The organism is Lentzea cavernae (assembly GCF_014653695.1).
GTDB lineage: Bacteria > Actinomycetota > Actinomycetes > Mycobacteriales > Pseudonocardiaceae > Lentzea > Lentzea cavernae.
In genome coordinates, this window is the sequence record NZ_BNAR01000029.1 from 24,694 (window position 1) to 44,864 (window position 20,171).

Annotated in this window: 19 protein-coding genes; 6 read left to right on the plus strand and 13 right to left on the minus strand. The window is 69.2% G+C overall.

The window, feature by feature from the left end; genetic code table 11:
* Positions 1–80: 80 nt before the first annotated feature.
* Positions 81–980, plus strand: a complete 900-nt coding sequence (locus tag IE307_RS45050; RefSeq protein ID WP_191305643.1) for an AraC family transcriptional regulator — start codon at positions 81–83, stop codon at positions 978–980.
* Here IE307_RS45050 and IE307_RS45055 read toward each other — a convergent pair.
* Entirely contained in the window at positions 962–1,345 is a 384-nt protein-coding gene (locus IE307_RS45055; RefSeq protein WP_191305644.1) for a VOC family protein, read from the minus strand. The genes IE307_RS45050 and IE307_RS45055 overlap by 19 nt on opposite strands.
* Positions 1,346–1,383: 38 nt before the next feature.
* Here IE307_RS45055 and IE307_RS45060 point away from each other — a divergent pair, with 38 nt between their 5' ends.
* The gene (locus tag IE307_RS45060) at positions 1,384–1,968 is read left to right on the plus strand and encodes an alpha/beta fold hydrolase (protein ID WP_191305645.1); all 585 of its coding nucleotides are present in this window, start codon (positions 1,384–1,386) and stop codon (positions 1,966–1,968) included.
* A gap of 12 nt (positions 1,969–1,980) precedes the next feature.
* Positions 1,981–3,246 (plus strand): MFS transporter, encoded by a 1,266-nt coding sequence (locus IE307_RS45065; protein WP_191305646.1) that lies wholly within the window; start codon positions 1,981–1,983, stop codon positions 3,244–3,246.
* On the opposite strand, the gene IE307_RS45070 is transcribed toward IE307_RS45065, so the two are convergent.
* The 7 genes from IE307_RS45070 to IE307_RS45100 all read right to left on the minus strand — a co-directional run bounded on the left by IE307_RS45070 (position 3,209) and on the right by IE307_RS45100 (position 11,362).
* Entirely contained in the window at positions 3,209–3,607 is a 399-nt protein-coding gene (locus IE307_RS45070) for a VOC family protein (RefSeq protein ID WP_191305647.1), read from the minus strand. The genes IE307_RS45065 and IE307_RS45070 overlap by 38 nt on opposite strands.
* Positions 3,608–3,781: 174 nt before the next feature.
* The gene (gene proB / locus IE307_RS45075) at positions 3,782–4,909 is read right to left on the minus strand and encodes a glutamate 5-kinase (RefSeq protein WP_191305648.1); all 1,128 of its coding nucleotides are present in this window, start codon (positions 4,907–4,909) and stop codon (positions 3,782–3,784) included.
* Between the two features lie 3 nt (positions 4,910–4,912).
* On the minus strand, positions 4,913–6,364 hold the full coding sequence (gene obgE, locus IE307_RS45080) for a GTPase ObgE (protein WP_191305649.1): 1,452 nt from the start codon (positions 6,362–6,364) through the stop codon (positions 4,913–4,915).
* A gap of 103 nt (positions 6,365–6,467) precedes the next feature.
* Positions 6,468–6,725 carry a 50S ribosomal protein L27 gene (gene rpmA, locus IE307_RS45085; protein WP_090071165.1) on the minus strand — a complete coding sequence of 86 codons (258 nt, stop codon included), beginning with the start codon at positions 6,723–6,725 and terminating at the stop codon, positions 6,468–6,470.
* Between the two features lie 14 nt (positions 6,726–6,739).
* Positions 6,740–7,051, minus strand: coding sequence for a 50S ribosomal protein L21 (gene rplU, locus IE307_RS45090; protein WP_030479431.1), 312 nt, complete (start codon positions 7,049–7,051; stop codon positions 6,740–6,742).
* 267 nt (positions 7,052–7,318) lie between these two features.
* Positions 7,319–10,408 (minus strand): translation initiation factor IF-2 N-terminal domain-containing protein, encoded by a 3,090-nt coding sequence (locus IE307_RS45095; RefSeq protein WP_191305650.1) that lies wholly within the window; start codon positions 10,406–10,408, stop codon positions 7,319–7,321.
* A gap of 228 nt (positions 10,409–10,636) precedes the next feature.
* Positions 10,637–11,362, minus strand: a complete 726-nt coding sequence (locus tag IE307_RS45100; RefSeq protein ID WP_191305651.1) for a TIGR03936 family radical SAM-associated protein — start codon at positions 11,360–11,362, stop codon at positions 10,637–10,639.
* 229 nt (positions 11,363–11,591) lie between these two features.
* Here IE307_RS45100 and IE307_RS45105 point away from each other — a divergent pair, with 229 nt between their 5' ends.
* A complete protein-coding gene (locus IE307_RS45105) occupies positions 11,592–12,995 on the plus strand; it encodes a S8 family peptidase (protein WP_229905664.1) in 1,404 nt (467 codons plus the stop codon).
* A 296-nt stretch (positions 12,996–13,291) separates the two neighbouring features.
* Here the strand turns inward: IE307_RS45105 and IE307_RS45110 are convergent, their stop codons facing one another.
* Genes IE307_RS45110 through IE307_RS45125 form a run of 4 tightly spaced genes read right to left on the minus strand, consistent with a single transcriptional unit; the run spans position 13,292 to position 17,832 of the window.
* Positions 13,292–15,253, minus strand: a complete 1,962-nt coding sequence (locus tag IE307_RS45110; RefSeq protein ID WP_191305653.1) for a TIGR03960 family B12-binding radical SAM protein — start codon at positions 15,251–15,253, stop codon at positions 13,292–13,294.
* A gap of 44 nt (positions 15,254–15,297) precedes the next feature.
* Positions 15,298–16,143 carry an ABC transporter permease gene (locus tag IE307_RS45115; protein ID WP_191305654.1) on the minus strand — a complete coding sequence of 282 codons (846 nt, stop codon included), beginning with the start codon at positions 16,141–16,143 and terminating at the stop codon, positions 15,298–15,300.
* Position 16,144: 1 nt separating this feature from the next.
* Complete coding sequence (locus IE307_RS45120) at positions 16,145–16,918, minus strand: ABC transporter permease (protein WP_191305655.1); 774 nt, start codon at positions 16,916–16,918, stop codon at positions 16,145–16,147.
* The gene (locus IE307_RS45125) at positions 16,918–17,832 is read right to left on the minus strand and encodes an ABC transporter ATP-binding protein (RefSeq protein ID WP_229905665.1); all 915 of its coding nucleotides are present in this window, start codon (positions 17,830–17,832) and stop codon (positions 16,918–16,920) included. The genes IE307_RS45120 and IE307_RS45125 overlap by 1 nt, the downstream gene beginning before the upstream one ends.
* Positions 17,833–17,888: 56 nt before the next feature.
* Here IE307_RS45125 and IE307_RS45130 point away from each other — a divergent pair, with 56 nt between their 5' ends.
* On the plus strand, positions 17,889–18,476 hold the full coding sequence (locus IE307_RS45130) for a GNAT family N-acetyltransferase (protein WP_191305656.1): 588 nt from the start codon (positions 17,889–17,891) through the stop codon (positions 18,474–18,476).
* Positions 18,477–18,933: 457 nt separating this feature from the next.
* Here IE307_RS45130 and ndk read toward each other — a convergent pair whose 3' ends face one another.
* Positions 18,934–19,344: a nucleoside-diphosphate kinase gene (ndk, locus tag IE307_RS45135; RefSeq protein ID WP_191305657.1), complete on the minus strand. Its 411-nt coding sequence runs from the start codon at positions 19,342–19,344 to the stop codon at positions 18,934–18,936.
* Positions 19,345–19,496: 152 nt separating this feature from the next.
* Here ndk and IE307_RS45140 point away from each other — a divergent pair, with 152 nt between their 5' ends.
* Positions 19,497–20,114: a hypothetical protein gene (locus tag IE307_RS45140; RefSeq protein ID WP_229905666.1), complete on the plus strand. Its 618-nt coding sequence runs from the start codon at positions 19,497–19,499 to the stop codon at positions 20,112–20,114.
* The last annotated feature ends 57 nt before the right edge of the window (positions 20,115–20,171 follow it).

Genomic DNA, 20,171 nt, shown 5'->3' on the forward strand with positions numbered 1-20,171 from the left:
CGACAACTCTGACGTTCGGCGACCGGACTCTCAATGACAGTTCATCGCGCGGGCTTGCTCGTTCGTCCAGAATCAACGGCATGACGGACGCGCTGGGCGAGGCACTGCACCTGTTGAGGATGTCCGGCACCTTCTACTGCCGCAACGAGCTCACCGAGCCGTGGGGCGCGACGATGCCCGACATGGGCGACTGCCTGTGGTTCCACGTCCTCACCAGCGGCCGGTGCGACGTCGAGGTCGACGGCCAGGTCATCTCGCTCGAGCCCGGTGACGTACTGCTCGTCCCTGGTGGGCAGCGCCACCGGCTGTTCTCCGGGGAGGCGGAGTCGCCGGTCGTGACGACGCTGCCGCACGAGTTCGAGACCGACAACTACGCGATCCTGCGGCACGGTGGCGGCGGCGCGGTGACACATCTCGTGTGCGGCGCGGTCCGCTTCGAGCACCCGGCCGCGAAGCACCTCGTCACCGTGTTGCCGAACGTGCTGTACGTGCGGCGTGCCGATGACATGCGCGCCACGATCGACCTCATGGCGGCCGAGGCGAAGGCCGTGCGCCCCGGCGGTGAGGCGGTCATCACCAGGCTCGCGGACGTGCTGGTGATCCAGACGATCCGCTCGTGGCTCGCCAACGACCCGGCCGCGCGCACTGGCTGGCTGGGAGCGTTGCAGGACCAGCAGATCGGGCAGGCGCTCGCGCTGATCCACCGCGATCCCGCGCAGCCGTGGACAGTTGAACGCCTCGCGCACCAGACCGCCATGTCGCGGTCGGCGTTCGCGGCGCGGTTCACCGAACTCGTCGGCGAACCGGCCATGCGCTACGTCACGCGGTGGCGCATGCACGTCGCGATGAACCGCCTCAAGGACCGTGACAGCACGGTAAGCGAGATCGCCCGCGGCCTCGGGTACGAGTCGGAGGCCGCGTTCAGCCGGGCGTTCAAGCGGGTCGTCGGGGTGTCGCCCGGTCAGGCGCGGGCGGGCTGAAGCAGGTCCCAGCGGTTGCCGTAGAGGTCCTCGAAGACGGCCACGCGGCCGTAGACCTCGTCGCGCGGCGTCTCCCGGAAGTGCACGCCGTACTCGACCATGCGGGCGTGGTCGCGGTCGAAGTCGTCGGTGTTCAGGAAGAACCCGACGCGGCCACCGGTCTGGTCGCCCACTCGTGCCTGCTGCTGACCTGTGTCAGCCTGTGCCAGCAACAGCGACGTCCCCTCCCCCGGCGACACCACGACCCAGCGCTTGTCGCCCTGCGGAAGGTCCTCGACCAGCGTGAACCCGAGTCCCTCCACGTAGAAGCGGATCGCCTCGTCGTAGTCGCGGACCACCAACGTCACCAAACCAATAGATCGCACGGCGATGAGTATCGACGACGAGAGAGGTCTACTCCCACATGGCCGACTCACTTGTACTCCTGCACCCCGGTGGCGCGGACCCCTCGGCGTTCGGGCCGCAGTTCGACGCGCTCGCCGACTTCGCCCTGCACGCACCCCATCGCGTCGACCAGGCCACTCAGGACCACACGGAGATGGCGCGGGAGACCGTGGCGTTCCTGGAACGGACCGGGCCCGCACATCTGCTCGGCTGCAGCGACGGCGCCACGATCGCGCTGCTCACCGCCACCCTCAGACCTGATCTCGTGCAACGCCTTGTGGTCGTGTGCGGTGTCTACCACCACACGGGCTGGGATCCGGCCACGGAACTGACGCCGATGCACCGCCGTTCGCCCGCGTTGACCGGAGCAGACCTCGAAAAGGTGCCCAACCGGACACTCGTCATGATCGGTGATGACGACGAGGTGACCCTGGAGCACGCCACGGCCATGTACCGGTCGCTGCCGAACGCGGAGCTGGCGGTCGTTCCCGGCACGTCACACGGGCTGCTGCACGAGAAACCCGCGCTGTGCAACGCGATGATCGTCGACTTCCTGACCAACGATCCAGTCGAGACGTACGCACCGATTCGTCGCCGTATGTGATTGGGTGCGTCTATGGCGGTTACTTCGGAGAAGCATCGACTGCCCGTGCGCACGCTCGTCGCGTCGAGCGCGGGCAACGCGGTGGAGTGGTACGACTGGGGCATCTACACGGCCTTCAGCATCTACTTCGCCACGCAGATCTTCCCCTCCGGCAACGAGGCCGCGGCGCTGCTGAGCACGTTCGCGACTTTCGCGCTCGCCTTCTTCTTCCGCCCGCTCGGCGGCTACCTGCTGGGCCGGTTCGCGGACCTGAAGGGCCGCCGCACGGCGATGCTCTTCACCATCGTGCTGATGTCGGGCGGTTCGGTGGTGATCGGGCTGCTGCCGACGTTCGAGCAGGTCGGCTGGCTGTCGCCGGCGTTGCTGGTACTGGCGCGCATCGCGCAGGGCATGGCGCTGGGCGGCGAGGTGTCGAACGCGTCGGCGTACCTGGCGGAGATCGCACCCGCCTCCCACCGCGGCCGGTACTCGTCGTTCTTCTACATCTCGACGGGCGCGGCGGTGCTGATCGCGTCGCTGCTCGGGTTCTTCCTGTCGCGCAACCTCGACAAGGCCGCGATGGCCTCCTACGGCTGGCGTGTCCCGTTCCTGATCGGCGGTGTCCTCGGCCTCATCGGACTGTGGTTGCGGCGCGAGCTCAAGGAGACCGACCAGTTCGAGGAGAACAAGGCCAAGGCCGAGAGCCTGCGCAACCCGCTGCTGATGACGTTGAAGGAGCACCCGAAGGCCGTCGGGCAGCTGATCGGCATCACGCTGCTCTCGACGCTGAGCTTCTACACGTTCTTCAGCGCGCTGACGCCGTTCGCCGTGAAGACCAAGGGCGCCAACGACATCGACGTGTTCCTGGCGCTGTCGATCGGCACGGTCGTGTTCATCGCGCTGCAGTACCCGATGGGGTGGACGGCCGACCGGTACGGCCGCAAACCGCAGATGCTCGTGTGGGCGGCGGCGATGGCGTTGCTCGTCGTGCCGCTGTCGACGCTGGTCAAACCCGGTCTGGCGAACCTCGTGGTCGTGTTCGCCGTGGGACTCGGGCTCTACACGGCGATCACGTCGATCGCACCCGCGATCATGAGCGAGCTGTTCCCGACCGAACTGCGCGGCCTCGGCATCGGCGCCTGGTACAACCTGACCGTCGCCGTGTTCGGCGGCACCGCCCCGCTGGTCATCCAGGCCGTGGGCGGCACCATCTTCTTCTGGTACGTCGCGGTCGCCGCCGTGATCACGTTCCTCGTGACCCTCACGCTTCCGGAGACAAGGGGTGTTCGGTTGAGCTGAGGCAGAACTCGTTGCCCTCGGGATCGGCCAGCACGAACCACACGCCGTCGCGGCTCACCACGGACGCGCCCAGGTCGACGAGCCGCGCCACCTCGGCCTCGACGTCGTCGCACCACAGGTCGACGTGCACGCGGTTCTTGACGGTCTTCGGCTCCGGCACCCGGTTGAAGAAGAACCGCGGCGACCCGGCGAGCAGCACCGACGGGTCGTCCTCCGGGTCGTCGATCCCGATGGCGCTCAGCCGCGACAGCTCAGCGTCGTCGTACGGCGCGATCTCGTGGTCGTCCAGCGCCTGCGCCCAGAACCGGGCGAGCGACGCGGGATGGGCGCAGTCGATGACGACGTCATGCATCCGGGCCATGCATCCGACACTAGGGCCTGTGTCGAAGTCTGGTTCGATGAGAGTCGCGCTTGAGGTGGTTCCTGGTGGTGCGGCCGGACGGCCCGCGTACCGGTGTTGTACGTGGGTCGTCCGGCCGTGCCGCCAGGGGCCGCCTCGGGCCCGGCTGTCGCGGATCAGACTTCGACACAGGCCCTAGCGGTGCAGCGGCACCAGATCATCGGCGTGCACGACCTCGCGGCGCTGCTCCTCCGGCAGGTCGTGGGTCTTGCGGCCGATCAGCGACGGCAGCTCCGCGGAGTCGTAGCCGGCCACACCGCGGGCCACGACCTCGCCCGCGAGGCTGACCAGTTCCACGACGTCCCCGGCCTCGAAGTCGCCGTCCACGCCGGTGATCCCGGCGGCCAGCAGCGAACGACGCCGGCCCACGACCGCGGCGACCGCGCCGTCGTCGAGGTGCAGGCGGCCGTTGGCGTCGGTGGCGTAGCCGAGCCAGAAGCGGCGGGCGGTGAGACGCGAACCCGTTGCGGCGAACGCGGTGCCGACGTCGGCCGAGGTCAGGGCGCGACCGGCTTCGGTGGCGCTGGTGAGCAGGACCGGGATGCCCGCGGACGAGGCGAGCCGTGCCGCGGCGAGCTTGGAGGCCATGCCCCCGGTGCCGAGGCCGGAGGCGCCCGCGGTCCCGGCCTTCACACCGTCCACATCGGACGCTGACGCCACCTCGTCGATGCGGACGGCTCCCGGCTTGCGCGGGTCGCCCGAGTAGAGCGCGTCCACGTCGGACAGCAGGAACAACGCGTCCGCGCCGACCAGGTGCGCGACCAGGGCCGCGAGGCGGTCGTTGTCGCCGAAGCGGATCTCCTCGGTGGCGACCGTGTCGTTCTCGTTCACGACCGGCACCGCGCCGAGGGCCAGCAGGCGGTCGAACGTGCGCTGGGCGTTGCGGTAGTGGGCACGCCGCACCACGTCGTCGGCGGTCAGCAGGACCTGGCCGACCGTCAACGAGTAACGGCCGAACGAGTTCGCGTAGGCGTGCGCGAGGGTGAGCTGCCCGACGCTCGCCGCGGCCTGCTGGGTGGCGAGGTCACGCGGGCGGCGGGAGATCTTCAACGGCGCCAGGCCGGCGGCGATCGCGCCCGAGGACACGAGCACGACCTGGCTGCCCGCGGCGGAACGAGCGGCGAGGGCGTCGACCAGCGCGTCGAGGCGCGCTGGGTCGAGGCCACCCTCTGCCGTGGTCAAAGAAGAAGAACCGACCTTGACCACGATGCGGTGCGCCGAGGCGACCGCGGTTCGAGCTTGTGAGACCACAGGGGCCGTCACGTCTTACTCCTCGTCGAAGTCGTCGCCGTACTCACCGGGCGCGCGGCGGGCCTTCTTCAGGGCCTTGCGCTCGTGGGCGCCGATGCGGTCGTTGCGCTCGAGACGGATGTCCGTGCCACGCCCGGTCATCGTCATCGCGATGCCGGCCGGGGTGGTCGGTTCCCAGTCGAAGATCAGGTCGCCGATGGTGACCTGGCAACCGGGGACGGCGCCCATCTTCACGAGCTTCTCCTCGACGCCCAGCCTGTTGAGGCGGTCCGCGAGGTAACCGACGGCTTCGTCGTTGGAGAAGTCGGTCTGGCGGATCCAGCGCTCGGGGCGTTCGCCCTTGACGATGAAGCCACCCTCGACCGAGGGGTCCTCGGTCACGGTGAAGCCCTGGTCGTCCACGGCGGTCGGCCGCAGCACGATTCGGGTCGACTCCTTCTTCGGCTGGGCCGCGCGGTACTCGTTCACGACCTCGGCCAGCTTGAAGGTCAGCTCGCGCAGGCCCTGGCGGGACACGGTCGACACCTCGAAGACCGGCAGGCCGCGGGCCTCGATCTCGGGGCGGACGATGTCGGCGAGGTCCTGGGCGTCCGGGATGTCGACCTTGTTGAGGATCACGACGCGCGGGCGGTCCTCGAAGTTGCCGCCGAGAGCCGGCGTGTACTCCGAGAGCTCTTTCTCCAGCGCGTCGATGTCCGCGATCGGGTCGCGGCCCGGCTCGTACGTCGCGCAGTCGACGACGTGCGCGAGAACGGCGGTGCGCTCGATGTGGCGCAGGAAGTCGAGGCCGAGGCCCTTGCCCTGCGACGCACCGGGGATCAGGCCGGGGACGTCCGCCATCGTGAAGATGGTCTCGCCCGCGGTGATCACGCCGAGGTTCGGGACCAGCGTGGTGAACGGGTAGTCGGCGATCTTCGGCTTCGCGGCGGAGAGCACGGAGATCAGCGACGACTTGCCGGCCGACGGGAAGCCGAGCAGGCCGACGTCCGCGACGGACTTGAGCTCCAGCACCAGGTCGCGCGTCTCCCCGGGCTCACCGAGCAGCGCGAAGCCGGGGGCCTTGCGGGCCCTGGACGCGAGCGAGGCGTTGCCCAGACCGCCGCGGCCACCGGCGGCGGCGATGAGCTGGGTGCCCTCGCCGACGAGGTCCGCGACGATCTCGCCGGCCTCGGTCAGCACGACGGTGCCGTCCGGGACGCGGAGGACCAGGTCCTCGCCGTTGGCGCCGTCGCGGTTCGCACCGGCGCCGGCCTTGCCGCTCGTGGCGGAGGCGTGCGGGCGGAAGTGGAAGTCGAGCAGGGTGTGCACCTGCGAGTCGACGACGAGGATGACGTTGCCGCCACTGCCCCCGTTGCCGCCGTCCGGGCCGCCGAGCGGCTTGAACTTCTCGCGGTGCACTGAAGCACAACCGTTGCCCCCGTTGCCGGCGGCAGCGTGGATCACCACCCGGTCTACGAAGCGGGCCACGGAAATACTTCCTCTCAAAAGACTGGGACAAACAACGAGGGGCGGTTCCGGTTGACCCGGTCCCGCCCCTCGCAGAGGTCTAACTACGTCGCGGAAACGGTCCTCAGACCGCGACCGGAACGATGTTGACGGTCTTGCGACCGCGCTTCGAACCGAACTCCACCGCACCGGGCAGCAGGGCGAACAGCGTGTCGTCCTTGCCGATGCCGACGCCAACGCCGGGGTGGAACTTGGTGCCGCGCTGACGGATCAGGATCTCGCCGGCCTTGACGACCTGACCGCCGTACCGCTTCACGCCCAGGTACTGAGCGTTGGAGTCACGGCCGTTGCGGGAACTGGATGCACCCTTTTTGTGTGCCATGAGAAGTCAGGTCCTCACTTACCGGTGATGCCGGTGACCTCGACGCGGGTCAACTTCTGACGGTGACCCTGTCGCTTGTGGTAGCCGGTCTTGTTCTTGAACTTGTGGATGCGAATCTTCGGGCCCTTGGTGTGCTCGACCAGCTTGCCGGTAACCGAGAACTTCGCCAGGGCAGCCGCGTCAGCGGTGACGTCAGTGCCGTCGACCACGAGCAGCGCCTGGAGGGAGATTTCGGTGCCCGGCTCGCCCTCGAGCTTCTCGACCTCGACGATGTCGCCGACAGCGACCTTGTACTGCTTGCCGCCGGTCTTGACGATCGCGTACATCAGGACGGAAGTCTCCTGCTACTCGATGGTGACGGGCCATGTGCCAACCAGTCTGGGAAGGTGTTTCCACCAAGTGACACCAGAGGAGGCACACGACAGGACCCGTCGGATGGCGGGCCGTCGACAAGGTTACGGGAGTGGGTGCGCCGGGAGCAAACCGGGGTGCCCCGATCACGTTCCCGCAGGCTGTGCGGTCGCTCACAACGTTGTCCCGCAACGCAAAACCGGGGCCGCCCCAGCAGGCGACCCCGGTCTCACTTCCGCTCGTCAGTCCTCCTGGACCGGCGGTCCCGCGGGCCGCGACACGGCGCGGCGCCTGCGAGTGGTGGTGGTGACCACCGGTGCGGGCATCTGGACCTCGGGCTGCTTGGGCACCTCGACGACGACCGGGGCGGGTGCCTCGGTCGCGGCGGGGGCGCCGGCCGCGCGCTTGGCCGCACGGCGCCGCGGACGGGCCGCGGGGGCCTCCACGGCGGCCGCAGGGGCCTCGGCGACGGGTTCGGGCGCGGAGACCGGCTCAGGGGCCGTCGCGGGCTCCTGCTCGGGCTCGACGGCCGGAAGAGGCCGCTGCGAACCGATGCGGCCGGTCACGACGGGCTGCTGAGCGCCGATGCGACCCGTCACGACGGGCTGCTCCTGCTCGGGCTCGGCGGGCCGCTGGGCTCCGATGCGACCGGTCACGACGGGCTTCTCGGCGACCGGGGCGACCGGCTCGACGAGTTCCTCGGCCGCTTCCTCGATCACCGCGGGTTCGGTCTCGGAGACCACCACGGGGTCGACCTCGACCGGCTCCGGGTCCTCGGCGACCTCGTGCGGCACGTGACCGTTGAGCGCCTGCTCCTCGACCACGACCGCGTCGACGACAGCCTGCGGCTCCTTGTCGCGGCCACGGCGACGGCGGCGACGACGGCCGTGGCCCTCGTGCTCCTGGTCGGCCGCGACCACGTCCTCGGAGGTGTCCTCCGGCTCGCCGGGCTCGACGACCTCGGGCTCGACCGGTGCCTCGGGGGCCTCGACCGAGGCCTCGACGACCTCGGTGGTCTCGGCCGCCTGCTCGCCGCCGCCCTTGTTGCGGCGCGACTTGCGGCCACCGCCCTGGGCCTGCTGTTGCTGCTGCTGGCCGCCACCACCGCCACCACCGTGCGAGTGCACGGGCTCGGTGGACACGACGACGCCACGGCCGCGGCAGTGCTCGCACGTCTGGCTGAACGCCTCGAGCAGGCCGGTGCCGACCCGCTTGCGGGTCATCTGCACGAGACCCAGCGAGGTGACCTCGGCGACCTGGTGACGCGTGCGGTCGCGGCCGAGGCACTCGGTCAGGCGGCGCAGCACCAGGTCGCGGTTCGACTCGAGCACCATGTCGATGAAGTCGATGACGATGATGCCGCCGATGTCGCGCAGCCGGAGCTGGCGGACGATCTCCTCCGCCGACTCCAGGTTGTTGCGCGTGACGGTCTCTTCGAGGTTGCCGCCGGAACCGGTGAACTTGCCGGTGTTGACGTCGATGACCGTCATCGCCTCGGTGCGGTCGATGATCAGGTAGCCGCCCGAGGGCAGCCAGACCTTGCGGTCGAGCGCCTTCATCAGCTGCTCGTCGATGCGGTACTCGACGAACGCGTCGTTGTTGCCGACGTGCTTCTTCAGGCGGTCCTGCAGGTCCGGCGCCACGTGGCGGACGTAGGAGTCGATGACCTCCCACGCCTCGTCGCCCTGGACGACGAGCTGCGCGAAGTCCTCGGTGAACAGGTCGCGGACGACCTTCACCAGCAGGTCCGGCTCTTCGTAGAGCAGCGCCGGGGCCTTCGTGGAGGTGGTCTCGGACTTCTCCTTGATGACCTTCCACTGGGCCTGCAGACGCGTGACGTCGCGGCCGAGCTCCTCCTCGGAGATGCCCTCCGAGGCGGTGCGGATGATCACGCCGGCGTCCTCGGGGACGACCCTCTTCAGGATGTCCTTGAGGCGCTTGCGCTCGTTGTCCGGCAGCTTGCGGCTGATGCCCGTGGCACCGCCGCCCGGCACGTAGACCAGGAAGCGGCCGGGGAGGCTGATCTGGGTGGTGAGGCGCGCGCCCTTGTGGCCGACCGGGTCCTTGGTGACCTGGACGAGCACCGAGTCGCCGCTGGAGAGCGCCTGCTCGATCTTGCGGGACTTGCCCTCGAGACCGGCGGCGTCCCAGTCGACCTCACCGGCGTAGAGCACGGCGTTGCGGCCGCGGCCGATGTCGATGAACGCGGCTTCCATGCTCGGCAGCACGTTCTGCACGCGGCCGAGGTAGACGTTGCCCACGATCGAGCCGGTGCCCGACGACGTGACGAAGTGCTCGACCAGCACGCCGTCTTCCAGCACGCCGATCTGGGTGCGGTCGCCGCGCTCGCGGACGACCATCGTGCGGGCCACGGCCTCGCGGCGGGCCAGGAACTCGGCCTCGGTCAGGACCGGGGCGCGGCGGCGGCCTGCCTCGCGGCCGTCGCGGCGGCGCTGGCGCTTGGCCTCCAGGCGCGTGGAGCCGCGGATGCTGCGCACCTCGCTCTGCGCGGCCTCGGAGTCGGCCTTGTCGTCGCGCGCGTCGCGGGACTCGCGGACGTGCACGACCGTGTTCGGCGGGTCGTCCTCGGCGACGACCTCGTCGTCCGTGCCGGTCTTGCGGCGACGGCGACGGCGGCGACGGCGGGTCGAGCCCTCGTCGCCCTCGTCCTCGGCCTCGTCGGAGGCGTCGGACTCCTCGCCGGCCTCGGCGTCCTCCGCCGGCGCGTCGTCGGACTCCTCGGTCTCGCCGTCGGTGCCCTTGCCGCGGCCGCGGCCACGACGGCCCCGGCGGCGGCGACGGCGACTGTCGCCCTCGTCGTCACCGTCGGCCTCGGCGTCCGCGTCGGTCTCGGACTCCGCCTCGGCGGCGTCGAGCTCGTCCGCGGCGATCTCGCCGACGGACTTCTCCTCGGCGACCGGCTCGGGCTCCTCGACGACGAACGGCGAGACGGGCGCCTTGGGGCGCTCGACCGGCGTCGGCGGCAGGAAGACCGCGCTCGGCGCGGCGAAGAGCGGCGCGAGCGCCGGTGCCTCGAACGCCGGGATCGCGGGGGCCTCGTAGTCCTCGGTGACATCACCGGTGACCACGTCGTCCCAGTCGACCAGCGTCTCGGCGACCTTCAGGGCCACGTCGCGGCTCACGCTCGACTGCGCGCTGCGGGCGACCTCACCGAGGTCGGCCAGCGCCGTCATCACGTCCTTGCTGCTGACCTCCAGCAGCTTCGCCAGTGCGTGGACCCGCAACTTGTCCGGCAGGTCCGCCAGTGCCGGGCGTGCGGCAAGCACACCCTGCCCGCCGGTGACACCGGCAGGCTTGTCCTCGTTCGACATGCAGCTCCTCCACCCCCGGGCGCGTCCCGTGAGGACGCGGCCGCGCAGGGGCCTCTCTCGTCTCTTCCACCGCTTCTCGCGGCGGGAATCCTTGCCTCGCGCGCAGCGGCGTGGCGCCTCACTGGGCGCACGCTTGCGCAGGTCCCACGACGACGCCGCTGTCAGCGCCGCTCCTCCTGTATGCGCGTCCCGGCTGGACCGGACCGAACAGACAACCGTCTGCGCTCGTCAGGACTCTCTGTCCTGCTGGAGCGGGTCCACCAGCCTGCCCTCGCCGTCGAGCCTTCCCTGCGCCATCCGGGTTGCTCTCGCAGGTACCGGCGGCACGAGATCGGCCACGACGCGAAGCGCATTCAGCACGTCGTCGGGTCGCACGGTAGGCGTTACCTGCCGTACGACCGTCATGAGTATCCCACACGGTCGTGACAAAGCGGTGTCATCGTGTCCGGCGTCGCTCGAACGTGGTTCGACCAGCGCCGACACGACGGCCGGCCGCACGTCGAGCATCTTCGTGCCGTTCTTGGTGAGGCGTTCGACCTCGACGGACTCCGCCGCGAGGAAGACGCTCACCGCCTTCGCGAGCTCATCGGGCCCGACTCCGTCGAGCTCGATCCGCCACTCGCTCGCGTCGATGCGCTCGGTGAGGTTGCCACCGAGCGACTGGACCACGTCGACGACGTCGATGCCGGGGGGCAACGCCTCGTCGAGCGCGGCCTTGAGCGCCACCGGGTCGACCTTCTCGACCACCGACACCTCGACGTACTCGGCCTCGCTGGCGACACCGGTCGGCGCGGCGCCGACCCACGACACCTTCGGGTGAGGGCTGAACCCCTGGGAGTAGGCCATGGGCACGCCTGCCCGGCGCAGCGCACGTTCGAACGTGCGAGCGATGTCGCGGTGCGAAGTGAAGCGCAACCTCCCCCGCTTGGTGTAGCGGAGGCGCAGTTTCTGCACCGCCGCGGCGGAGGGGTTGTTGGGCAGGTTGCGGCTCAGCGGTGCTCCCGAGTGGTGTTCCGACGGGTGAGCGGTCCCATCGGCGCAGGCTGTTCGTCCAGTAGGACGGTACCGTGAACCTGATTCAGAACGTTCAGCTTGTCTAGATCGTTGCGCGTGGTTACGGTCCGGCTGACTGGACGCCCTGCCTACCTGGAGGTCACTGGTGCCTCTGCTCCACCGCGCTCGAGTGGCTGCGTTGACCGCACTGCTCGCGGCCGGGTGCTTGGCGGCGTCCCTGCCCGCGGCCGCGCAGCCCTGGGTCTCCCCCGTGACCCCCGAGTGCATCCAGCCCGGTCCGCTGCTGCGCTACCTGGTGGTGTTCTCGCAGCTCACCACCCCTGCGATGGCGGACGCGGAGATCACGGAGGCGTGCGGTACCACGACCGTCTACTACCCCGAGATCTCGATCGCCGTCGCGACCTCGCCGGACCCGTCGTTCCTCAAGCTGATCGGCCCGCAGCGCGCCTACAGCGCCCAGGCCGAGAGCTCCAAGCGGTCGGTGAAGCGCAAGAAGGACGACACGGAACTGCTCCGGCCGTCCGGCGTGCGCTCCAGCGAGCAGTGGGACATGGATCTCATCAAGACCTCCGCCGCGCACGAGGTGACCACGGGCTCCAAGTCCGTCGTCGTGGGCGTGCTGGACTCGGGCGTCGACGCGAAGCACCCGGACCTGGTGGACGCGCTGGCGCCCGAACTGTCCGCGGGCTGCCTGACCGGCAAGCCCGACACGTCACCGTCGGCCTGGGCCCCGACGACCTCCGCCCACGGCACGCACGTCGCCGGCACCATCGCCGCCGCTGACGACGGCCGCGGCACCACGGGCGTCGCGCCGGGCGTGCGCATCGCGTCCGTGAAGGTCGTGGACGACGAGGGCTTCATCTACCCCGAATACGCGGTGTGCGGCTTCATGTGGGCCGCCTCACAGGGCATGACGATCACCAACAACAGCTACTTCATCGACCCGTACCTGTTCACGTGCCAGAGCGAGCCTGGCCAGCGCGTCATCTACGAGGCCGTGCGCCGTGCCGTGGACTACGCGACCTCGCGCAACGTGCTGACGGTCGCCGCCGCGGGCAACGCGGGCGCGGACCTGTCCCGGCCTGGGCGCGACTCGATGTCGCCGACGAACGGTGAGGCGCAGACGCGTCCGGTCGACTCGACTTGTGTGGTGCTGCCGGCGCAGCTCAAGAACGTGGTGGGCGTGTCGGCGGTCGATTCGAACAAGACCAAGGCCGGGTACAGCTCGTACGGGCTGGGGGCGATCGACGTGACGGCTCCCGGTGGTGACCCCCGCACGCCTACCGGGTGTGTGTTGTCGACCGTGCCGTCCGGGTACGACTACTCGTGCGGGACGTCGATGGCTGCGCCGCATGCTGCTGGGGTGGCGGCGTTGATCGCTTCGGTGCATCCAGAGGCGGATGCTGTGTCGCTGGGGCGGATGTTGAACGTGCAGGCTGAGACCCTGGCTTGTCCTGGGGACTATGACTTGAACGGGACCGGGGTGCAGGACGCTTTCTGCACCGGGTATTCGGAGTACAACTCGTTCTACGGGCACGGGCTTGTGGACGCGTTGGCCGCTGTCACGAAGTAGGGCCCGGCTTGGCAGGGCGGCATCTGGTGCGTTGGAGAGACGCCGTGCGCGCGTCGGATGCGAACGGGACGCGCGTGGCCAACGAGACGTGTGTGCTCGTTCGGACGCGCTGACCGCCACCACACAGCAGGCACTCTCTCGCGAACATCCACCCGCACGTCACCTGGCACGCGCCAAGCGCCACCGTGCGCGCGTCGGATGCCAACGAGACGTGCATGCCGCTGGACCCCCTGAGCGAGTTGCCCAAACGAAGCAGGGCCCGCTTTCGCGGGCCCTGCGGCACAGCTCGGGGTGTCCTACGGCGTGAGAGCCGGGTTCTTCACCGGGGAGCCGACGCCGACCGGGGAGATCGGCAGCAGCTTGCGGCCCGTCGGGCCTACCTCGATGTCCGTGCCCATCGCCGGGCAGACACCGCAGTCGAAGCACGGGGTCCAGCGGCAGTCGTCCTGCTCGCGCTCGTCGAGCGCGTCCTGCCAGTCGGCCCAGAGCCATTCCTTGTCGAGGCCCGAGTCGAGGTGGTCCCAGGGCAGGACCTCCAGCTCCTCGCGCTCGCGGGTGGTGTACCAGGCGAGGTCGACGCCGAGCGGCTCCAGCTGTTCCGCGGCCTTCGCGGTCCAGCGGTCGTAGGAGAAGTGCTCGCTCCAGCCGTCGAAGCGGCCGCCGTCGCGCCACACGGCCTCGATGACCTTGCCGATGCGGCGGTCGCCGCGGCTGAGCAGGCCTTCGATGAGGCTGGGCTTGCCGTCGTGGTAGCGCATGCCGATGTTGCGGCCGAGGCTGCGGTCGCTGTTCACGGCCTCGCGGAGCTTGCGCAGGCGGTCGTCGACCACGTCCGGGTCGCACTGCGGGGCCCACTGGAACGGCGTGTGCGGCTTGGGCACGAAGCCGCCGATCGAGATGGTGCAGCGGACGTCGTTGCGGCCGCTGGCCTGGCGGCCGGCGCGGATGACGTTCTTCGCCATCTCCGCGATCTGCAGGACGTCCTCGTCCTCCTCGGTCGGGAGGCCGCACATGAAGTAGAGCTTCACCTGCCGCCAGCCGTTGGAGAACGCGGCCGAGACCGTCCTGATGAGGTCTTCTTCCGACACCATCTTGTTGATGACGCGGCGCATCCGCTCGCTGCCGCCCTCGGGCGCGAAGGTGAGGCCCGAGCGCCTTCCGTTGCGGGAGAGCTCGTTCGCGAGGTCGATGTTGAACGCGTCGACGCGGGTGCTCGGCAGGCTCAGGCCCGTGTTCGTGCCCTCGTAGCGGTCGGCGAGGCCCTTGGTGATCTCGGCGATCTCGCTGTGGTCCGCGCTCGAGAGGGACAGCAGGCCGACCTCTTCGAAACCGGTCGCCGCGAGGCCCTTCTGGACCATGGCGCCGATGCCCTCGATGGAGCGCTCGCGCACCGGGCGGGTGATCATGCCGGCCTGGCAGAAGCGGCAGCCGCGGGTGCAGCCGCGGAAGATCTCGACGCTCATCCGCTCGTGGACGCTCTCGGCGAGCGGCACCAGCGGCTGCTTCGGGTACGGCCACGCGTCGAGGTCCATCGTGGTGCGCTTGAAGACGCGGTACGGGACCCGGTCGCGGTTCGGCACGACGCGCTGGATGCGGCCGTCGGGCAGGTACTCCACGTCGTAGAACCGCGGGATGTACACGCCGCCGGTCTCGGCGAGCCTGGTCAGCACCTCGTCGCGGCCGCCGGGGCTGCCCTCGGCCTTCCACGCGCGGACGATCTCGGTGATCTCGAGGACGGCCTCCTCGCCGTCGCCGAGCACCGCCGCGTCCACGAAGTCCGCGATCGGCTCCGGGTTGAACGCCGCGTGCCCACCGGCGACCACGATCGGGTCGTCCTCGGTGCGGTCCTCGGCGTGCAGCGGGATGCCGGCGAGGTCCAGCGCCGTCAGCATGTTCGTGTAGCCCAGCTCCGTCGCGAAGCTGATGCCCATCAGGTCGAACGCCTTGAGCGGACGGTGCCCGTCGACCGTGAACTGCGGGACGTCGTGCTCGCGCATCAACGCCTCGAGGTCCGGCCACACGGCGTACGTGCGCTCGGCGAGCACGTCCGGCAGCTCGTTGAGGATCTCGTAGAGGATCATCACGCCCTGGTTGGGCAGGCCGACCTCGTACGCGTCGGGATACATCAAAGCCCAGCGCACGGACGCCGCGTCCCAGTCCTTGACGGTCGCGTTGAGCTCCCCGCCGACGTACTGCACCGGCTTGGAGATCCGTGGCAGCAGGGGCTCCAACCTGGGGAAAACAGACTCGACACTCACACGAGGAGAGTAACGGCCCCCACAGGCGGGGGCCGAATCGCGCCTCAGTCCAGCAACAACTTGCCCAGCCGGCGCGCCGCGACCACCGTTCCCACGGCCGCCAGGACCGCGAAGTACGCGAGGTGGCCGAGCATGCCCCAGCCGACCATGCCCAGCGTGAGGCCCCGCATCAGCTCGATGGCGTGGTAGAGCGGCGTCCACGTCACCACCGTCTGCAGCCAGCCCGGGTAGACCGACAGCGGGTAGAACGTCGTCGAGAACAGGAACAGCGGCAGCACCGCGAGTTGCACGAGGTCGAAGTCCTGCCACGAGCGCATGAACGTCGTCGCCGCCATGCCCACCGCCGCGAACGCGAACGCCACCAGCAGAGCCGCGGGCAGCGCCAGCAACGCCCACGGCGAGGCGATGAGCCCCATCCCGAGCATCACGCCGAGGAACCCCGCCGAGTACAGACCGCCGCGCAGCAACGCCCACGAGATCTCGCCGATCGCGATGTCCATCGGCCCCATCGGCGTCGTGAGCATCGCGTCGTAGAGCTTCGCGTACTTGAACTTGAAGAACACGTTGAACGTCGCGTCGTACACCGCTCCGTTCATCGCGCTCGCCGCCAGCAGCGCGGGTGCCACGAACGCCGCGTAGCTGATCGGCCGCCCGTCCGGCCCGGCCACCGCCGTCACCATCTGCCCGAACCCGAGGCCCAGCGACCACAGGAACAGCATCGGCTCGAACGCCCCGCCGACCAGCACGAACCACGCGCGCTTGTTCACCACCGCGGACCGTTCGACGAGCATGCTCGCCCGCCTGCCGTAGAGCCCCGGCGGGATCACCCGCCACAACAGCCCCACGCTGGCGGGTTTCGCCTGATCAGCACGGTCGAGTGTCTGCGTCATGTCACACCGCCAGCCTTCGGTGGAAGAAGCGAACGCCGAGCGCGACGCCCACGGCGACCAACGCACCGAGGTATGCGAGGTGCCCCAACGCGGGTAAGAGGTCCAACGACCCGAACGTCGCCCCGCGCGCGAGCTCGATGCCGTGCCACGTCGGCGTCAGCCACACCAGCGGCAGCAACCAGTCGGGCAGCTGGCTCACCGGGAAGAACGCGCCGGTGAACAACGTCATCGGCATCAGCACGAACCGGAAGATGTTGTTGAAGGCCTCCGGCTTCTCCAACGTCGCGCTGTACGCCACCAACGGCGCGCTGAACGCCAGCCCCGCCAGCGTCGCGACCGGTATGGCGAGCAGGACGCCCGGCCCGGCCGCCGCGCCGAGGAGCACGGCGATGCCCACGAACACGATCGACCGCAGCAGCAGCTGCGACCCGATCCACATCACCTGCGAGTAGAGCACCTGCGCCGGCGTGATCGGCGTGGCCACCATGGCGATGAACGACTTCTGCCACATGAACTGCGACATGACCGGGAACGTCGACTCGAACGTCGCCCCCTGCACCGCCGTGACGACCACCAGCGCGGGCGCGAGGTACTGCAGGTACGGCACGCCACCGATCAGCGCCGTCGACTGCACCTGCGACCCGAACCCCAGCCCGAGCGCCAACAGGAACAGCACCGGCGTGAGGAAGCTCGACACCGCCGTGGCCCGCCAGTTGCGCCGGTACCACGTCCAGGTCTTCTCGAACCCGAACCACGAAGCCCTCAACGTCTCCATCAGTCCACCAACGTCCGGCCGGTGAGCCTCAGGAACACGTCCTCCAGCGAACTGCGCCGCACCAGGCTCTGCACCGGCTGAACCCCGTGCTCGTGCACCTTGGCCAACGTGTGCTCGCCGTCCTGCGTGTAGAGCAACAGCCGATCCGGCAGCACTTCCACCCTCTCGGCGAACCTCTCGAGGTCCGGTTTCTCGGCCCCCGGCTGGAACCTCAGCTCCAGCACTTCCCTGGTGGAGTACTTGTCGATCAACGCGCTGGGCGACCCCTCGGCCGCGATCCGCCCGCCGTCCATCACCACGAGCCGGTCGCAGAGCTGCTCGGCCTCGTCCATGTAGTGGGTGGTGATGATGAGCGTGACACCGTCCTGCTTCAACCTGAACAGCCTGTCCCACAACAGATGCCGGGCCTGCGGGTCCAACCCGGTGGTCGGCTCGTCGAGCAGCAGCAACTCGGGGTCGTTCACCAGCGACCGCGCGATCGTGAGCCGCCGCTTCATCCCACCGCTGAGCGGCTCGACCTCGTGATCGGCCCGATCAGACAGCTGCGCGAACTCCAGCAACTCCTCGGCCTTCTCCCGGCACCGCTGCCGCGACATCCCGAAGTACCGCCCGTAGATCTGCAGGTTCTGCCGGACCGTCAGCTCCGTGTCGAGGTTGTCGAGCTGCGGCACCACCCCCAGCCGCGCACGGATCTGCGGCCCCTGCGTGGCCGGGTCCATGCCGAGCACTTTCAGGTCCCCACCCGTCCGCCCGGACACGCACGAGATCATCCGCATGGTCGACGACTTCCCCGCCCCGTTGGGCCCGAGAAACCCGAACGCCTCACCCCGCCGCACGTCGACATCGATGCCGCGCACGGCCTCGAACGATCCGAAGTGCTTGGTCAGAGCCTTGGCCTCAACGAGGTTGTCCACCCACCCGACGTTAACGAACAGGTCTGACAATTCTCGACGCAATTACGATCAGCACCATGCCCACGACCTTGCGCTGGCTCTCGGAAGCCGACGACCACCTCCGCGCCGAGATCCACGCGGTCGTGCACGACGTGGTGGCAGCGGGCGGCGCGGTCGGCTACCACTCGCCTCCCTCCCACGACCGCATCTCCGACTGGCTGGACTCAGTGCTGAAGCTGGTCCGCAACGGCGACGCGGCGTTCGCAGTGGCTGTTGTGGACGGCATCGTGCGCGCCGTGGGGATGTGGCGCCGCGGCTCGACCGCCGTGTTCCAGCACCGCGCCGAGGTCCAGCAGATCATGGCCCACCCCTCGGCCCGCGGCCTCGGCCTCGGACGGCTGGTGATGGAGGGCTTGGTGGAGAACGCCCGCGCGCAAGGCCTGGAGATCCTGATGCTGGGGGTGCGCGGCAACAACCATGGCGCGATCGAGCTGTACGAGAGCCTTGGGTTCCGGGAGTGCGGGCGGATGCCGAACGCGATCGCCGTGGGCACGCAACGGTGGGACGACGTGTGGATGTACCTGCCGCTCGGCTATCCGGAGGGGACACAGTTGAACGGGGCCGCGGCAGGCGGGCTGGGCAGCAGCCCACGACGAACGGCCTGACGACACGCGACGCCGCAGGCGAGCCGTCTTCCACGCGACGCCGAAGGCGAGCCGTCCTTACCAAGAGGCTCGGGCGTGGTGGTTTCGTCACGAGTCGTGCCACAGCTCTTGCTGCATGCAGGTAGGGGTGTCAACTCGACACGCTCTTCGTCGAGTTGACACCCCTACCTGCATGTGGCCAGCTCTTGGTACGGCTTGGGACGAAACCACCACGCCAACGCAACCCAACTACGCAACGCGCATCCGCCCAACGCAACAGGCGTGCCATCAACCCGCGCACGGCGCAGGCCCGGTTTCGGATCAGATTGGCGGGGTCTGGGGCGGAGCCCCAGGAATCAGCAGACACATCCCCTCGCACGGCGACCACCTACGAACACGAAACCGCCGCCCGCCAACGAAACAGGGGGACGCCCCACGCAACAGATGCGCAAACCGTCCCCCTGGAACAACCAGAACCTCAGAGGTTCGGGAACCAGATCTTGATCTCACGCTCGGCCGACTCGGCGGAGTCGGACCCGTGAACCAGGTTGTACTGGACCTCGGTCCCGAAGTCCCCGCGAATCGTGCCGGGCGTGGCCTTCTCGACGGGGTCGGTCCCACCGGCCAGCTGGCGGAACGCCGGCACGGCCCGGACACCCTCGACGACGAGGGCGACCAACGGCCCACCGGTGATGAAGTCGACCAGGTCGCCGTAGAACGACTTGCCGTCGTGCTCCGCGTAGTGCTGCTCGGCGGTGGCGCGGTCGGCGGTGCGCAGCTCGAGGGCGGCGAGCTTCAGGCCCTTGCGCTCGATGCGGGCGATCACCTCGCCAACGAGACCACGGGCGACGCCATCGGGCTTAACGAGAACCAGGGTGCGCTCGGACACGACGGTGTGACTCCTCGAAAACAGGTACGGGATGTGCGGACAAGGGTAACCGCGCACGTGCGGCACACGTCCGGAGGGCTGTGACCGGGGATACGTTGGTGAGCTCGTCGCCACCAAGTTGCATCAGCGACCGATGCGACATAGTTCTGCGCGTGAGTGCAAAGCACACGGGTTCCGCGCTGACCGGCGCCGCGGTCCTGTTCGTCCTCCTGCGGCTGCTCGCGGTGAGCCACTACGACTGGCACACGGCGTTCGCCCTCCTTCACACCCTCGAACTGGACGACGCGCCAGGCCTGTTCCTCGGCACGTTCATGGCCGACGACCGCATCAGCACGGTGCTGCTGATGGTCGTCACGCCGGCCACGTTCTTCTTCTACCTCCGCACGCGCAAGGACCCGGAGCGGGCGAACACGACGGCGCTGCTCACCTTGATCGTGCTCATCGCGTTGATGGTGTCGCACACGCTGACGTACCACCGGTGGTGGCTGGCGGTGGGCGCAACAGCAATCGGGGTGGCGATGGTGCTGGCCATTCGCAACGCGCGGTGGCTGCTCAAGTGGTTCGCGTGGCTGCTGGCCGGGTCGGCGTTGGCGGTCGCCGCCGTCGTGAGCACGCCGTGGGTGCCGAAGGAGCGGATCAACGACGCCCAGGAGGTCTACGTGTTCGAGACGAGTCCCGGGTTCCTGAAGGTGCTCCAGGCGCACGACCGGAAGTTCGCCATTCTGCGGACCGATGACGTGCGGAAGCGCGAAGAACTGGCCGACCACTGAATTCCATAGAACCCGGATAAATAAGTTTCGAAAACCTTGCCACACGATCTGGAATCC

What these genes read in the sequence shown, in the direction of transcription:
- IE307_RS45050 (WP_191305643.1), top strand. Translation starts at nt 81, where the DNA reads ATGACGGACGCGCTGGGCGAGGCACTGCACCTGTTGAGGATGTCCGGC.
- IE307_RS45060 (WP_191305645.1), top strand. Translation starts at nt 1,384, where the DNA reads ATGGCCGACTCACTTGTACTCCTGCACCCCGGTGGCGCGGACCCCTCG.
- IE307_RS45065 (WP_191305646.1), top strand. Translation starts at nt 1,981, where the DNA reads ATGGCGGTTACTTCGGAGAAGCATCGACTGCCCGTGCGCACGCTCGTC.
- IE307_RS45070 (WP_191305647.1), bottom strand. Translation starts at nt 3,607, where the DNA reads ATGGCCCGGATGCATGACGTCGTCATCGACTGCGCCCATCCCGCGTCG.
- rpmA (WP_090071165.1), bottom strand. Translation starts at nt 6,725, where the DNA reads ATGGCACACAAAAAGGGTGCATCCAGTTCCCGCAACGGCCGTGACTCC.
- rplU (WP_030479431.1), bottom strand. Translation starts at nt 7,051, where the DNA reads ATGTACGCGATCGTCAAGACCGGCGGCAAGCAGTACAAGGTCGCTGTC.
- IE307_RS45095 (WP_191305650.1), bottom strand. Translation starts at nt 10,408, where the DNA reads ATGTCGAACGAGGACAAGCCTGCCGGTGTCACCGGCGGGCAGGGTGTG.
- IE307_RS45115 (WP_191305654.1), bottom strand. Translation starts at nt 16,143, where the DNA reads ATGACGCAGACACTCGACCGTGCTGATCAGGCGAAACCCGCCAGCGTG.
- IE307_RS45120 (WP_191305655.1), bottom strand. Translation starts at nt 16,918, where the DNA reads ATGGAGACGTTGAGGGCTTCGTGGTTCGGGTTCGAGAAGACCTGGACG.
- IE307_RS45130 (WP_191305656.1), top strand. Translation starts at nt 17,889, where the DNA reads ATGCCCACGACCTTGCGCTGGCTCTCGGAAGCCGACGACCACCTCCGC.